Consider the following 13,846-nt stretch of genomic DNA (forward strand, 5'->3'; position numbering starts at 1 on the left):
GATCGGAGAAGTTTAGGCCGGACCATGCGGGGGGCTGCCACCGCCCGAGGCGCATCCGTTCAGGACCTATCTCCCGTGGTGCGTCGAAGGCCCCAACCTATGCTGAACGGGAAGCCCGAGGGCATGAAGGGGGATCGATGGAAGCCGACCGGGCGCTCAACCTGCTCGACGACATGATGTGGCAGGCGCTGATGGTCGCCGGGCCGGTCCTCGTCGCGACGCTGGTCGTCGGTGTCGTCATCAGCGTGTTCCAGGTCGCGACCCAGATTCAGGAAGCGACGCTCAGCTATGTGCCGAAGATCCTGATCGTCGCGGGGCTGATGATCCTGCTCGGCCCGTGGATGATGACGCGCGTCACCGATTTCGCGCGCGGGCTGTACCTTGCCATTCCGATGCTCGTGAACTGAAGGAGCGGCGGGCATGGACGCTCTGGTCGCCCAGGCGGTGGCGACGCTGTTCCTGACGCTGCGGATCGTGCCGACGCTCGCCTTCGCGCAGCCCTTCACCCTGATCCGCATCCCCGCCCTTGTCCGCGTCATGCTGGCGATCGCGCTGGCGGGCTGGATGGTCGCCGCCAATCCGGACACGACATGGCGCATGACGCCCCCGCCCGGCGGGGTGCTGGCCGTCGCGGGCGGCGAGCTGCTGCTCGGTATCGCGCTGGCACTGGCGCTCCAGCTCGCCTTCGCCGCGCTGCTGGTCGCGGGGCGGGCGATCGACATCCAGGCGGGTTACGGACTGGCAGTGCTGGTCGATCCCGCGACCCGTGCGCAGCTGCCGCTGGTCGGCACCGTCCTTGCCTATGCGGCGGGTGCGATCTTCTTCGCGACGCAAGGCCCCGCGCGGCTGCTCGCGATATGGGGCGCATCGGTCCGCCGCGTGCCGCTGGGCAGCGCGTTGGGGCGGATCGATCCGCAGATCGTGATCGGTTACGTCTCGGGCGTGTTCCTGCTCGCGCTGGGACTGGCGGGGTTGGTGCTGGTGGTGCTGCTCATCCTCGATCTCGCCATCGCCTTCATGTCGCGCACCCTGCCGCAGATGAACGTCCTGCTGCTCGGCTTTCAGGTGAAGACGCTGGCCACCCTGATCCTGCTGCCGGTCGCGCTCGCTTTGTCGGGTTCGCTGTTCGCGACGATCCTGGAATACGCATTCGATACGATGAATGCGCTTGGCGAGGGCATGGGCTGACGCCATGGCCGAGCAGACCGAACAGAATCGCAGCGAGGCGCCGACCGAGTTCAAGCTCAAGAAGGCGCGCGAAAAGGGCACGGTCGCGCGCAGTATCGAACTGGGCTTCCTCGCCACCCTGCTCTCGGTCGCCGCCTTCGTGCTGATGGCGGGCGAAGGGCTGATGGCGACGCTGGCGCACGCGATGCGCGTGTCGCTGTCGGGCGGCATCGCGCGCGCGCGCGAACCCGACGGCGTGGCGACGATGCTGGGCGAGCTGGGCTGGCAGTTGGTCGCCCCCATTGCGCTGCTCGGCGGGACAATGGCGGCGATCGTCGTGACGCTGGAGCTAATCCAGCTGCGCGGCTTCCTGCTGACCTTCCATCCGCTCAAACCCGACTGGAGCCGTCTCAACCCCGCCAAGGGATTGAAGCGCCTCTTCTCGATGCGGATGCTCAAGGAGACGCTGAAGAGCATCATCAAATTCGCGCTCTATGCCGCCGCGACCTGGTTCGTCGTCCGCTGGGCGATGACGCATTTTGCCGAGACGGCGAGCGATGGCGAGCGGCTGCCCGCCATGTTGCAGGCAGCGGGGATGCGTCTGATCTGGACCTTCCTGCTCGTCGCCGTGGCGGTGGCGATCCTCGACCAGATCATGGTCCGGGGCGAGTTCACCAAGCAGATGCGGATGAGCCGCCGCGAGGTCACGCGCGAGGCGCGCGAACGCGAAGGCGAACCGCGCCTGAAGCAGCGCCGCAAACAGCTTCACCGCGAGATGATCCAGCAGGGTCAGGGCAGTCTGGCGGGGGCCGACATGCTGGTCGTCAACCCCGAGCATTTCGCGGTCGCGCTCCGTTACGACGAAGCCGCGATGCTGGCGCCCGAGATTGCGGCCAAGGGGCGCAATGTCCATGCCCTGGCCTTGCGCGAGGACGCGTTCCGCCGTGGTCTGCCCGTGATCGCCGACCCGCCGCTGGCCCGCGCCCTGTTCCGCGCCTGCCCCATCGGCGGCACCGTCCCGCCCGACCGCTACGAGGCGGTCGCCACCCTCTATATCGAACTTCGCCGCGCCCAGGCGGCCGCCGAGCAAGGCTGACCCGACATGCCAAACACCTCCGCCGCCCCCCGCCTGCCCTCCTTGCCCAGCGGCAATCGCGACCTTGCACTGGTGGTCGCAACGATCGGCATCCTCATCATCCTGTTCACGCCGATCCCGCCCGCGCTGCTCGATCTCGCGATCATCGCCAATTTCGGGCTGGGCCTGACCATCATGCTGCTGACCTTTTATGTCGGCAAGCCGGTGGAGTTTTCGACCTTTCCCTCGCTGCTGCTGGTGGCGACCCTCTATCGCCTGTCGCTCAATGTCGCGGCGACGCGGCTGATCCTGACCGGCGGCGATGCGGGCGCCGTGATCGGGTCGATCGGCGCCTTTGCAGTCAGGGGCAATTTCGTCATCGGCCTGGTCGTCTTCGCGATCCTGGTCGTCGTGCAATATGTCGTCGTCACCGCCGGCGCGCAGCGCGTGTCGGAGGTCGCGGCGCGCTTTACGCTCGATTCGATGCCGGGCCAGCAGATGAGCATCGACGCCGACCTGAACATGGGGCTGATCGACCGGGACGAGGCGGTGGCGCGGCGCAAAGCACTGGAGAAGGAAGCCAGCTTCTACGGCGCGATGGACGGTGCATCAAAGTTCGTGAAAGGCGACGCGATCGCGGGCATCATCATCCTGCTCATCAATATCATCGCCGGGTGGATCGTCGGGGTCAGCCAGATGGGCATGGAATGGGCCCAGGCGCTCAGCCACTTCACGCTGCTGACCATCGGCGACGGCATCGCCACCCAGCTGCCCGCGCTTATCATCTCGATCGCGACGGGCATCATCGTCACCCGCTCCGCCTCTGACCGCGAATTGTCGACCGAGGTGTTCCGCCAGCTCGGCTCGGTGCCGCGCATCCCGCTGATCGTCGCGGCGGTGCTGGGCGCGCTGCTGCTCTTGCCCGGTATGCCGAAATGGCCGATCGCGGTGATCGGCGCGCTGGCCTTCATCGCCTGGTGGCGTATCCGCACGCGCACTGCCGAGGACGCCGCGCAGCCGCTCGACGAGGACATCGCCGCCGAATCCACCGCCTCGCCGCCGCTCGAAATCCGGCTCGGCGACCAGCTATCGGTGGCCTGGGCGGGTGAGGGTGCGCTGGTGATGGAGCGGATCGCCAGCCTGCGCCGCACCCATGAGGAGCAGTTCGGCCTGCCCTTCCCGGCCGTCCGACTTGAAGATGGGGCGGGGCTGGGCAGCCATGACTATGAAATCCGCCTGTTCGGCGCGCGATATGGCGCGGGCACGATTCACGCCGACCGGGTGCTGGCGGTGTCGGGATCGGGGCAGAAGCCGGTGCTGGAGGGGATCGAGACCGTCGACCCTGCCTTCGGCCTGCCCGCCTGGTGGATCGATCCGGCGCAGGGCGATACCGCCAAGGCCGCCAACTGCACGATCATCGATCCGCTGACCGTTCTCGCCACCCATTTCGGCGAGATCGTCCGGGGCGAGGTCGGCACGCTGCTGACCCGCGCCACCGTCGTCGGGCTGCTCGACGGGGTGCGCCGCCGCCAACCGGGTCTGGTCGAGGAACTGGTGCCGCAGACGCTGTCGGTGTCCGACGTGCAGCGCGTGCTCCAGTCGCTGCTGTCCGAAGGCGTGTCGATCGCCAATCTCGACCTGATCGTCGAGCATCTGGTCGATCTGGCCCGCGCGCAGAAGGACCCCGCCGAACTGACCGAGCTGATCCGCCAGCGGATGAACTATGCCATCTGCCATGCCTTGCGCGGGCGCCATCCCGACCTGGCCGTGCTCAGCCTCGACCCGCGTGTCGAGAACCAGCTGTCCGCGAGTCTCGGCGCGGCGGCGGGCGGCGCGTCGATGGCGGTCGAGCCGCGCCTGGCCGAACAACTGATCCGCCGCCTCGCGCCGCTGACCGAGGAGATGTTCCGACAGGGCCGCGCGCCCGTCCTGCTGTGCGGCGGTGAACTGCGCCGCCATCTGAAGGCGCTGACCCGGCGCAGCCTGCCGACCCTTTCTATCCTGTCGGTGGCCGAGATTCCGATGCGCATCACGCTCAAATCCTTCGACATCGTCCGCCTCGAACAGCAAGGTTGACCTGCCATGCCCGATTACGACCAGCTTGCCGCCTTTCTGAAGGCCGACCCCGATAACGAGGCGCTGATCGCCGATGCCGCGCGCGCCGCGATTGAGGCGGGGCGCCCGGAGGATGCCGCGGCGCTGGCCACCCGTCACCGCGCGCTGGCGGGACCGACCCCGGCGATGGACCATGTGACGGGGCTGGCCGCCATGGCCGTGCGGGACTGGCCCGCCGCGACGGCCGCGTTTCGTGGGCTGCTCGACAAGGGCGTCGACCAGCCCGCCGTTCGGTACAATCTCGGCTGGTCGCTGATGATGACCGGCGACCGGGACGGTGCGCTCGACAGCCTGAACGACGAGACCGCGCGTCACATTCCGCAGGCGGCGCAGTTGCTGGTCGCCCTGCTCCACGAACGCGGCGAGATGGAACGGGCCGAGACCGTCGCCCGCGACGCGGTTGCGCGGTTTCCCGATCATCGCGGGCTGAACGCAGCCGTCTCGACGCTGGCGATCGACCTCGAAGACCTCGACCTCGCGCGCGATACCGCCGCGCGGGCGGGCGACCATCCCGAGGCGCTGGTGACCCAGGCGACGCTGGCGCTGGAGGAGGAGAATATCGCCGATGCGGCCGCGCTGTTCGACGCCGCGCTGGCGCGCCATCCGGACAATCCCCGCGCGCTGGTCGGGCGCGGGCTGGTCGCGCTGGCCAGCGATCGCCGCACCGATGCGCTCGCCGATCTCGATCGCGGCGCGGAGCTGTTCGGCACGCATCTGGGGTCCTGGATCGCCGCCGGATGGGTGCATGTGCTGGCAGGCGACACCGACGCGGCACGGGCGCGTTTCGAGCGCGCGGTCGCGATCGACGACAGCTTCGCCGAGGCGCATGGCTCGCTCGCGGTGCTCGACCTGATGGCAGGCGATACGCAGGCGGGGCAGCGGCGGACCGAGCTCGCCCAGCGGCTGGATCGTGAGAGCTTCGCGGGCGCACTGGCAGCGGCGATGCTCGCGGCAGGCGGCGGTGACCGCGACAAGGCCGAACGGATCGTGACGCTCGCCCTCTCCACCCCTATCGACGGCCAGGGCCGGACGATCGGCCAGGCGCTGACCCGGCTGGGGGCGTTTTAGAGTTTGATCCAGCCAAGCGGAAGCACCACCCCGGCGGAGGCCGGGGTCCAGTTGCAAAGGCTTTATTAATGGAGCACGCCGGAGCGTCGCAACCCTACCCCCAACTGGACCCCGGCCTCCGCCGGGGCGGTAGGGCATTAGTTCAGGTCAGCTGGATCAAACACCTAGAGGCGGTCAGGATGTAGGGCGACGGCCGTTGCTCTCGCTACCCGCGCGCCTGCCATGGCGACACGGCCCCTTACAGGGCAGAATATCGATCGCTTCTCTGCGTCCTCCGCGCCTCCGCGCGAACACCATCATCTTCGCGCTATCGCTAAGCCGCAAAAGCCCCCTCCCGCTCGAAAGCGCCCGTTATTCCTCTTCGTCGCGCTCGTCGGGCGGGCGGCGATCCTCGGGCGGCGGGGCGGCGCGGTCGGGGCGGCGGCGGCCGGGGCCGACGGTGATCGAGCCGTCGTCGCCGGTGCGCAGGTCGATGCCCAGGCCTTGGATGATCTCGCCGACCGGATCGCTTTCGGTCGGAATCATCTCTTCGTCCGTGCCATTCGCCAGCGCGTCGGGGTCGACCGCTTCCTGCACGACCGGCGACGGCACCGGCGGGATGTCGAGCGCGGACTGCATGAAGGCACGCCAGATGCGGGCGGGCACGCCGCCGCCCGACAGGCCGGGATTGGGCGTGTTGTCGTCATTGCCGACCCACACGCCGACCACCAGATCGCGCGCGAAGCCCATGAACAGCGCGTCGCGCGAGTCCTGCGTCGTGCCGGTCTTGCCATAAGCGTCGACGGTCAGCAGCGCCTGCCGACCCGTCCCCGTCTTGATCGAGGAGGACAACAGGTCGAGCATCCCGTCATGCACCGCCGAGGAGAAGCCGGTCTTGCGGTCGGTCAGCGACTGGTACCAGCCCTTTTCCTTGACGTCGTTCAGGCCGCGCGCGGCGACCGGATAGCTTTCATTGGCGACCGCGGCATAGGCGGCGGTCAGTTCCAGCAGGCTGACGGTCGAGGTGCCCAGCGCGATGGTCGCCTCGTTGGGGATCGGGGTCGTGATGCCCAGATCGCGCGCCGCCTTGATGACCGACTTGACGCCCACCGCCTGGGTCAGCCGCGCGGCGGCTACGTTGGATGACCGCGCGAACGCCTGACGCAGCGTGATCTTGCCCAGATAGCGCCCGTCGCTGTTGCGCGGCTTCCACCCGGCGATGTCGACCGGCTCGTCCTCGATGGTCGAATCGGGCGTCATGCCGGAGCGCAGCGCGGCCAGATAGACGAACAGCTTGAAGGCAGAACCCGGCTGACGCCGCGCCTGCGTCGCGCGGTTGAACGGGCTTTTGGAATAATCCTTGCCGCCGACCATCGCGACGACGCGGCCGTCGGGGCGCATCGCGACCAGCGCGACCTGCGCCTGGTTCAGCCCCGCGCTGCGCACGGTGCGCTCGGCGATCCGCTGGAGCCGGGGATTGAGCGTCGTCTGGACCGTCGCCTCGGTCTTGATCTCGCCTGCCTGGTCGCGCGCCTCGGGCAGCACCCAGTCGGCGAAGTAGGTGCCGCTGGGCAAGGTCTCGGGCCGAGAGGCGAGCACGCGCTGCGGCTGGACCGCGTCGGCCTCCGCCTTGGTCAGGAAGCCTGCATCCTCCATCGCCGCGACGACCACGGCCTGCCGCGCCCGCGCGCCCTTCAGGTTGGTGGTGGGGGCCAGGCGCGACGGCGCCTTGACCAGCCCCGCCAGCATCGCCGCCTGACCGATGTTCAGCTTGTCCGGCGTGCGGCCGAAATAATGCTTCGACGCGGCGGTGATACCGTACACATTATCGCCGAAATAGACGTTGGAGAGATAGCGTGACAGGATCTCGTCCTTGGTCAGCCATGCCTCCAGCCAGAAGGCGATCATCGCCTCGCGGATCTTGCGGCCCGCCGTGCGGTCGGAATCGAGAAAAGCGTTCTTCGCCAGCTGCTGGGTGATGGTCGATCCGCCCTCGCGCACCCCGCCCGATCCGACATTGTGCCAGGCGGCGCGCAGGATGCCGCGCGGGTCGATGCCCCAGTGCGAATAGAAGCGCCGGTCCTCGATCGCCATGAACGCCTCGCGCACATGGGCGGGCAGCTTGGCGGCGTCGACCGGAGCGCCAATGATCGCCCCGCGCCGCGCGATCGGGGTGCCGTCATCGGCGGTCAGCGTGATCGAGGGCGGCGTCGGCGGCTGAAGCGAACGCGACAGTGGCGCGGTGACGGCCAGCCAGGCAATCGCGATGACCAGCAGGATGATGCCCGCGCCGACCCCGCGCGCGATCCACCGGCCCCAGCGGATGTTCCGACGCGGACGCTCGGGTCCGGCATCGTCCTCATCGGGGCCGAAGGTCCAGCTCTGCGTCTCCGCGTCATAGAGCGGATAATGCGGACCGACCGGCTCATAGGGGCGGTCCAGGGGTGTACGGTCGGGATTAAATGGGTCGGGGCGCATCTGGGGTTCCGGCGATCGGCCTCGCGTGTATTACTTTACCAGAACACCGCGCGCAAGCTCATGCACGCGTTTACCCTGTTTGCGGCACCTCCGGCAAGCGGTCGACCGGCGGCGTGTCGGTGATGAGGCCCGCACGGTGCGCGACGATGGTCGGGACCAGCGCCTGCCCCGCCACGTTGATCGCGGTACGGCCCATGTCGAGGATCGGATCGATCGCCAGCAACAGCCCCGCGCCCTCCAGCGGCAGGCCCAGGGTCGACAGGGTCAGCGTCAGCATGACGACCGCACCGGTCAGCCCGGCGGTCGCCGCCGAGCCCAGCACCGACACCAGCACGATCAGCACATAATCGCCGACATGCAGCGGCAGACCGTAATATTGCGCGACGAACAAAGCCGAGATCGCCGGATAGATGGCGGCGCACCCGTCCATCTTGGTCGTCGCGGCAAAGGGTACCGCAAAGGCCGAGTAAGCGCGCGGCACGCCCAGCCGCCGCTCGACCGCATCCTCGGTCACGGGCAGGGTGGCAATCGACGAGCGCGACACGAAGCCCAGCTGAATGGCGGGCCAGGCGGCGGCATAGAAACGCTTCGGGGAAAGCCCGTTGGCGAGCAGCAGCAACGGATAGACCACGAACAGGACGAGGCCCAGGCCGATATAGACGGCCAAGGCAAAGCTGCCGAGCGCGGACAGTGACTGCCAGCCATAACGCACGATCGCATTGCCGAGCAGCGCGCCCGAGCCAATCGGGGTCAGCCGGATCACCCAGGACAGGATGCGCCGGAAGATGGCGAGCGCGGAGGCGTTGAACGACAGGAAGCTCTCGCCCTTGTCGCCGACCCGCACCGCCGCCACACCGATCGCGACCGCCATGACGATGATCTGGAGGATGTTGAACGACAGCCCGGTCTTCAACGCGCCGCCGTCACCCGCGCTCGTCGAGGCGGACAGGCCCAGGATATTGGACGGGATCAGCCCGCGCAGGAAGTCCAGCCACGACCCTGCCGTATCGGGCCGCACCGCACTCCCCGCCGCGACGCCCGCATGGAGCCCCGGTTGCAGCACGGTGCCCAGCGTCAGGCCGATGGTGACGGCGATCAGCGCGGTGACAGCGAACCAGATGAAGGTGGCGGCGACCAGCCGCGCGGCATTGTTCAAGTCGCGCAGTGCCGCGATCGAGGCGACGATGGCGGTGAACACCAGCGGCACCACCAGCACCTTGAGCAACTGCACGAAGCTTTCGCCGACGATACGCAGCGCCTCGGCCAGCCCGGCCAATCCCTGCGACCGGGCGAGCAGACCGAGCAGCAGGCCCATGGCCATGCCGACGAACACCTGGGCGCCGAAGGAAAAACGGAATCTCATCGCATCATAGCTAGCGAGCCTGCGAAACGATCCCAACCAACTTTTATGATGGGGCGGCAAAGCTCCGGATTTCGCGGGTCACCGAACCGTTCGGGCGATAGCCGTCCTGACCATGTCGATCCGATCCGGACGGAAAATCCGGCCATTCCGGGCGAGGATTAGCCGGTCGTGGCATGAATTGATCCCGCGACATCACGCCACGAGCAAATTGATCGGCCCGCACTGAAAATATTTCGGCAAAATATCGTGCAAGTTCATGAGTGGCGTTCACGCTGCATCATCTACCCCATCCGGTTCCCATTAACTCGGAACCGGATGGAAAATAGAAATTCGAACCTGGCTCTTATTCGTTTCGGTCGCAATCCAACTTGATCGGGAAAGGCGTGCGGGCTTGAACGTCCCGGAGTGACAGGGGGGGGCGTATGACGGGGCTGGTGGACTCTGCGACGGCGATCATGCGCATGGCCGAGCGGCGGCTCGACGTGGTGGCGCACAATGTCGCCAATATCGCAACGCCGGGTTACAAGCGCCGCATCGGCTTTGCGCAGGCCATGGCGGCCGGATCGGCAATGCCCGCCTCTCCCGCCGAGGCCATGGTCGAGCTGATGGTCCGCCACGACCGATCGCAGGCCCAGCTGTCGCAGACGAGCAACCCCTTCGATCTGGCGATCAGCGGCGAAGGCTATTTCCGGGTTCGTGCCGGGGACGGCATCCTCTACACGCGCCAGGGACAATTCCACCGCGACGCCGACGGGCTCGTCGTCAGTCCGCAGGGCTATGTGCTGCAGCAGGCGGGCGGCGGCGACCTCGTGCTGGACGGCACGACGATGCGCATCCGACAGGACGGAACGGTGCTGGACGGCGAACGGCCGATCGCGCGCATCGCCATCGAGACGGGCGCGGATGCGGCGGCGATGACGGCGGTCGGCGAGAGCTTCTATGCCGCGCCGGACGGAACCATGGCCCAGGCCGAGGGCGCGGTGGTGCGCCAGGGGATGTTGGAAGGCTCCAACGTCACGCTGGGCGACGAGATGACGCAGAGCATGGTCGCGGTGCGCCAGGCGGAGAGCGGGGCGCGGCTGATCCAGCTTTATGACGAACTGATCGGACGGGCGGTGAGCGCATTCGGGAGCAGCGGCAAATGAGCGACGCCTATTATGTCGGCGCGGTCGGTCTGGGTACGCAGCAGCGCGCGCTCGACGCGATCGCCAACAACATCGCCAATATCAACACCAGCGGGTTCAAGCGGTCGGAGGTGCGCTTCGCCGATGTCGTCGCCAGCGGCCCCGATCCGGTCGTCCTGCCCGCCGACCTGCAATCCGCAGCCCCGACGCTGGCGGGGGTCGCGCTGGACCTGCAACTCATGCTCAGCGACCAGGGCGAACTGCAGAAGACCGGGGCGTCGATGGACGTCGCCATCGAAGGCGCCGGGTTCATCGAACTGATGGGCGCCGATGGTCGCACGCTGCTGTGGCGTGGCGGTCGCCTGAAGGTCGGCGAGGATGGGGTGCTGACCGGTGCGGGCGGCTTTGCGCTGAAGGCCGGGATCACCATTCCCGACGACGCGACCGACATCCGCATCGGCGCCGACGGCACGGTACAGGTGCAGGGCGGCGCGGATGCCGCCCCGGTCGAGGTCGGGCAGATCCGGCTCGTCCGCCTGAACGACATGGCGGACATCGAACGCCTCGATGGCGGGCTGTACCGCCTGGCCGAGGATGCGCGGCTGGATGAGGCACCGGCTGGCGAGGATGGCGCGGGGCGGCTGGTCCAGGGTTCGATCGAGCGCTCCAACGTCCAGCTGACCGACGAGATGGTGCGGATGATGCTGGTGCAGCGCGCCTATGCCGCGAATGCGCAGATCGTCCAAGCGGCCGACCAGATGATGGGGATCGCGAACACGCTGCGTCGCTGACGCGGGCGCGAAAGGGGGACGGGAGAAAGGCATGATGCTGGTGGCTTTGGCGGCCGGGCTGACGCTCGTGCCGATGGTGACGGTCGACGCCCGCGACGTGCGGGCCGGGGACCTCCTGCGCGATGGACGGGGACGGCCGCTGGCGGGCGCATCGGCGAAGCGTGTCGTGCTGCGTCTGCCGGAGGGGCAGCGGCAAATGACGTTGCGCTGGGCGACGGTTGCCGCGCTCGTCCGGCGCAGCGGGTTGACGGTGACGGGCAACGGCCCGGTGACGATCACCCGCCGCATGGCCGCGCCCGTCGCCGCAACCTGCTGGATCGCCCGCCATGCGCTGGTCGCCGGGCAGACGGTGACCACACGCGATGTGGAGTCCGGTCCCTGTGGCGGCACGGTCGCCGCGATCGGCGGCGCGAACGGCCAGCCGGTTGTGCGGGTCGCCGTTCCGGCCGGTCGATCGCTGGGCCGGTTCGCACCCGCCGCAGCGGGACAGGTCGCGCCGGGCACGCCTCTGACCTTGCGGTCGGCCGCAGGCGTGGTGACGATCGAGCGCCCGGTGACGACCCTGCAAGTGGGACGCTCCGGCCGCCGGGTGTTCGTCCGCGATGCGACAGGACAGGTCTTCGCCGCGCCGCTCGCCCTTCGAGAGGATGCGCGGTGATCCTGGCCATCGCGCTGCTCGCGGCCCCCGTCCCCGACAATCTGTTTCGCGGCAGCGCCTGGAGCGCGCTCGCCAACGACCAGCGCGCGCAGGCCTTGGGCGATGCCATCACCATCGTCGTCTTCCAGTCGACCGACGCGCGCAATTCGGCGCAGAACAACAGCCGCAAGGCTACCGATGCCGCCGCCACACTCGACGCCGGAGCGATCGATGAACGCGCCCGCGCGACGCTGGGCGGCGGCTTTGCCGGACGCGGCGAGGCGCGGCGCAGCGAACGGCTGGTGACTCGACTGAGCGCGGTCGTCACCCAGGTCCTGCCCAATGGCGATCTGGTCGTGACCGGGCGGCAGCGTATGGCGATCAACGGCGAGCATACCGAAATCGGCGTGCGCGGGCGTATCCGGGTCGCCGATATCGGCCCCGACAACAGCGTACTGTCGTCGCGCATCGCCGATGCCGAGATCGATTATGGCGGTCGCGGCTTCGTGACGCGCGGGTCGCGGCCGGGCATCATCAACCGGGTCTTCAGCTTCCTGGGGCTGGGCTGATGCGCGCCCTGTTCCTGCTCCTCACGCTGATCGTGGCGCCCCCCGCGCCTGCGCAGACGGTGCCGATCAAGGCGCTCGGCCGGTTCGAGGGGTGGCGCGAAAATGCGCTGGTCGGTTACGGCCTGGTCGTCGGCCTGTCGGGATCGGGCGATACGCGGCGCAGCGCCGTCACGCGCCAGGCGTTGCGCAACGTCCTGAATCGCCTGGGCACCAATGTCGCGGAAGCGGAGATCAGCAGCCGCAACGTCGCGGTGGTGATGGTCACCGGCACGCTGCCCGCCTCCGCCAATGTCGGCGACCGGATCGATGCAAGCATCGCCTCGATCGGGGACGCGCGCAGCCTGGCGGGCGGCACGCTGGTCATGACGCCGCTGCTCGGCCCGGACGGCAAGCCCTATGCGCTGGCACAGGGGCCGCTGCTGGTCGGGGGACACCGCTTCGACAGCCAGCTCAACCGCGAACAGCGCAACTATCCGACCTCGGCGATCCTGGAGGGCGGCGCGACGATCGAGGCGCCGGTCGACAGCCATATCCTGAAGCCGGACGGAGAGCTGTCCTTCCTGTTGTCCGACCCCAGCTTCGCCACCGCCGAGCGGATCGCGGCGGGGATCGTCCGCCGCTTCGGCGCGGGCACCGCCTGGGCGCGCAATGCCGATGAGGTGCGCGTGCGGTTCGCCGGGCCGCCGACCGGCCTGACCGGCTTTCTCGCCGCCCTGGAAGGGGTGACGGTCGAACCAGCGACCCAGCGCCGCGTCGTCATCAACGAGCGGACCGGCACCGTCGTCGCGGGCGGCGACGTGACCATCTCGCCCGTCGTCATCGCGCAGGGCGACATCAAGGTATCGGTGGTCGCCGAGAATATCGCCTCGCAACCCGATTTCTATGCCGGTTTCGCCAGCGACGTCGTCCAGCCCGGCGCGGGCGTCCGCAGCCTGGTCGTGACCAACACCAGACTGGATGTCGCGCAAGGCGTCGGCGACCGCGCCTTCCGCTTTCCCAGCACGACCATCGCCGATCTCGTCCAGGGGCTGTCGCGTGCGCGCGTCGATACCCAGCGGATGATCGGCATCCTGCAAGCCATCAAGGCCGCCGGCGCGCTGCACGCCGAACTGGTCGTCAAGTGAGGAGAGAGACGTGGACGCGCTGACCCCGCTGATTATCGCCAAGGCGTTGGACGGGCTGACCGCGCGGGCGGAGGCGAGCGCGGCCAATATCGCCAATGCCAGCACGCGCGGCTATCGCCCCGTGCGCGTCGATTTCGAGGACCGCTTGCGCGCCGCCGCCGGGCAGGGCGCGGCGGCGGTCGCGGCGGTCCGGCCCGACCGGGTGACGGCGGTGCTGCCCGCGTTCGGCAACGAGGCGCGGCTCGACCTGGAACTGGCGACCGCCTCGGCCACGTCGATGCGCTATGCCGCGCTGGTCGATGTGCTGGGCCGCGAGATGGGCCTGATGCGCGCCGCGCTGGCCGGGGGCCGCTGAG

Annotated in this window: 13 protein-coding genes; 11 read left to right on the top strand and 2 right to left on the bottom strand. The window is 68.7% G+C overall.

All coding sequences use genetic code 11. The annotated features are described in order from the left end of the window. Positions 1 to 137 precede the first annotated feature (137 nt). The 5 genes from fliQ to KV697_RS11445 are packed head-to-tail and all read left to right on the top strand — an operon-like array spanning position 138 to position 5,425. Positions 138 to 407, top strand: a complete 270-nt coding sequence (gene fliQ / locus KV697_RS11425) for a flagellar biosynthesis protein FliQ (RefSeq protein ID WP_219018293.1) — start codon at positions 138 to 140, stop codon at positions 405 to 407. A gap of 13 nt (positions 408 to 420) precedes the next feature. Continuing rightward, entirely contained in the window at positions 421 to 1,188 is a 768-nt protein-coding gene (locus tag KV697_RS11430; protein ID WP_219018294.1) for a flagellar biosynthetic protein FliR, read from the top strand. Positions 1,189 to 1,192: 4 nt separating this feature from the next. After that, positions 1,193 to 2,263 (top strand): EscU/YscU/HrcU family type III secretion system export apparatus switch protein, encoded by a 1,071-nt coding sequence (locus tag KV697_RS11435; RefSeq protein WP_219018295.1) that lies wholly within the window; start codon positions 1,193 to 1,195, stop codon positions 2,261 to 2,263. Positions 2,264 to 2,269: 6 nt separating this feature from the next. Further along, positions 2,270 to 4,318 carry a flagellar biosynthesis protein FlhA gene (locus tag KV697_RS11440; protein WP_219018296.1) on the top strand — a complete coding sequence of 683 codons (2,049 nt, stop codon included), beginning with the start codon at positions 2,270 to 2,272 and terminating at the stop codon, positions 4,316 to 4,318. Positions 4,319 to 4,324: 6 nt separating this feature from the next. After that, on the top strand, positions 4,325 to 5,425 hold the full coding sequence (locus KV697_RS11445) for a tetratricopeptide repeat protein (protein WP_219018297.1): 1,101 nt from the start codon (positions 4,325 to 4,327) through the stop codon (positions 5,423 to 5,425). 351 nt (positions 5,426 to 5,776) lie between these two features. Here KV697_RS11445 and KV697_RS11450 read toward each other — a convergent pair whose 3' ends face one another. Continuing rightward, complete coding sequence (locus KV697_RS11450; RefSeq protein ID WP_219018298.1) at positions 5,777 to 7,882, bottom strand: transglycosylase domain-containing protein; 2,106 nt, start codon at positions 7,880 to 7,882, stop codon at positions 5,777 to 5,779. Positions 7,883 to 7,952: 70 nt separating this feature from the next. Beyond that, entirely contained in the window at positions 7,953 to 9,245 is a 1,293-nt protein-coding gene (locus KV697_RS11455; protein WP_219018299.1) for a dicarboxylate/amino acid:cation symporter, read from the bottom strand. Positions 9,246 to 9,667: 422 nt separating this feature from the next. Here KV697_RS11455 and KV697_RS11460 point away from each other — a divergent pair, with 422 nt between their 5' ends. From KV697_RS11460 to KV697_RS11485, 6 genes are read left to right on the top strand one after another with little or no spacing between them, the layout of a single operon-like run. After that, a complete protein-coding gene (locus KV697_RS11460; RefSeq protein WP_219018300.1) occupies positions 9,668 to 10,390 on the top strand; it encodes a flagellar hook-basal body protein in 723 nt (240 codons plus the stop codon). Further along, positions 10,387 to 11,160 (top strand): flagellar hook-basal body protein, encoded by a 774-nt coding sequence (locus KV697_RS11465; protein ID WP_219018301.1) that lies wholly within the window; start codon positions 10,387 to 10,389, stop codon positions 11,158 to 11,160. Before KV697_RS11460 ends, KV697_RS11465 begins: the two co-directional genes overlap by 4 nt. A 31-nt stretch (positions 11,161 to 11,191) precedes the next feature. Next, positions 11,192 to 11,818 (top strand): hypothetical protein, encoded by a 627-nt coding sequence (locus KV697_RS11470; RefSeq protein WP_219018302.1) that lies wholly within the window; start codon positions 11,192 to 11,194, stop codon positions 11,816 to 11,818. Then, positions 11,815 to 12,366: a flagellar basal body L-ring protein FlgH gene (locus tag KV697_RS11475; protein WP_219018303.1), complete on the top strand. Its 552-nt coding sequence runs from the start codon at positions 11,815 to 11,817 to the stop codon at positions 12,364 to 12,366. The genes KV697_RS11470 and KV697_RS11475 overlap by 4 nt, the downstream gene beginning before the upstream one ends. Then, positions 12,366 to 13,490, top strand: coding sequence for a flagellar basal body P-ring protein FlgI (gene flgI, locus KV697_RS11480; protein WP_219018304.1), 1,125 nt, complete (start codon positions 12,366 to 12,368; stop codon positions 13,488 to 13,490). The genes KV697_RS11475 and flgI overlap by 1 nt, the downstream gene beginning before the upstream one ends. Positions 13,491 to 13,500: 10 nt before the next feature. Then, entirely contained in the window at positions 13,501 to 13,845 is a 345-nt protein-coding gene (locus tag KV697_RS11485; protein ID WP_219018305.1) for a hypothetical protein, read from the top strand. Position 13,846: the final 1 nt, after the last annotated feature.

This window comes from Sphingomonas sanguinis (assembly GCF_019297835.1).
Lineage (GTDB): Bacteria > Pseudomonadota > Alphaproteobacteria > Sphingomonadales > Sphingomonadaceae > Sphingomonas > Sphingomonas sanguinis_D.